General features: G+C 44.7%; 2 protein-coding genes. Both read right to left on the reverse strand.

Going from position 1 to position 1,133, the window contains the following annotated elements; all coding sequences use genetic code 11:
- A partial coding sequence (locus F6K53_RS44455) for a pentapeptide repeat-containing protein (RefSeq protein WP_293087331.1) occupies positions 1 to 159 on the reverse strand: 159 nt, incomplete at its 3' end.
- 44 nt (positions 160 to 203) lie between these two features.
- Positions 204 to 1,133: reverse transcriptase domain-containing protein (locus F6K53_RS44460; RefSeq protein WP_293087329.1), on the reverse strand; the 930-nt coding region annotated here is incomplete at its 5' end.

The raw sequence follows: 1,133 nt of genomic DNA on the forward strand, positions 1-1,133 counted from the left end.
AAGGTCAGACTTGTAGAGGTTAGTCTCAATTAGGTTAGCGCCGCTGAGGTTAGCCTCGATCAGGTTAGCCTTGTAGAGGTTAGCAGAGCGGAGCTTAGCTTTGCAAAGGTTAGCCTGGTTAAGGTTATTACGGTCGATGTCCCCTATTACGGGGAGCACCTCCGCTCCAGAACCGTGCGTGAAACTTTCGCCTCACACGGCTCCTAAGTATCTTTTTGACTCCAATGTAATTGCTGGTGGCAACTTTGATGGACAGCCATAAGGTTGTCTTTCTTCCAGTTGCCGTGATTTCCATCGATGTGGTGGAGGTGAACTCGTTCTTCATCAATGAATCTCATCCCACAATATCCACAGGAATGGTTTTGGTCGCTTAAGGCTTTTGAGGTAGCATTGTCATACATCTGGGAGTTTCTTTTACTCCAGTAAACTAAGTCTCCGTCATATGGGGACTTAGTCCTTTTGACATTTACGTGTTGATTTTGTTCATACCCTATAGCTGGAAAGGCTTTCTTGCATAGTTCGTTGGCTTTATACCGGTTTACTTTCTTTTCCTTTCGGAATTTTCGGTTTGCAGTTTTTGCCATATACCATAAGCTATCTCGGGAACTGCTCATATCACAGCTTTTGTGGTAATTCCTCCATCCACGTACTATTGGTGCTAACTTTTTGGCCTTAACTTCCGCTCCATAATTCGAGCTATTGACCACGGCTTTAATCTTCTTGCGTATATTCCTATGATTTTCCACTGAGGGAATACAATGGAATTTTCCGTTTTTCTTGACTCGCATGTGCCAGCCAAGGAAGTCGAATCCGTCTGTCGTTTTGGTTATCTTGGTCTTTTCTTCGCTGATTTCCATCCCTCGTTCTGCTAGGAATGTTTTAATTTTCTCTAGCACTTTGTCAGCTTTATCTCTTGGCTTGAGGATTATGACCATATCATCTGCATATCTTATGCATCTGTTTCTGGGGTTTACCTCTTCTATTCCGTTGAGTGCTACGTTGGCTAGGAGTGGGCTGACCACACCACCTTGGGGCGTGCCTTGCTCCGGGAATTCCGGATTGATGCCTGCTTTTAGACATCTGAGTATCCCCAATTTCAGACCCGCAGGTGCTAGCAATCTATCCATGATGGA

This window comes from Moorena sp. SIO4A1 (assembly GCF_010672065.1).
GTDB lineage: Bacteria > Cyanobacteriota > Cyanobacteriia > Cyanobacteriales > Coleofasciculaceae > Moorena.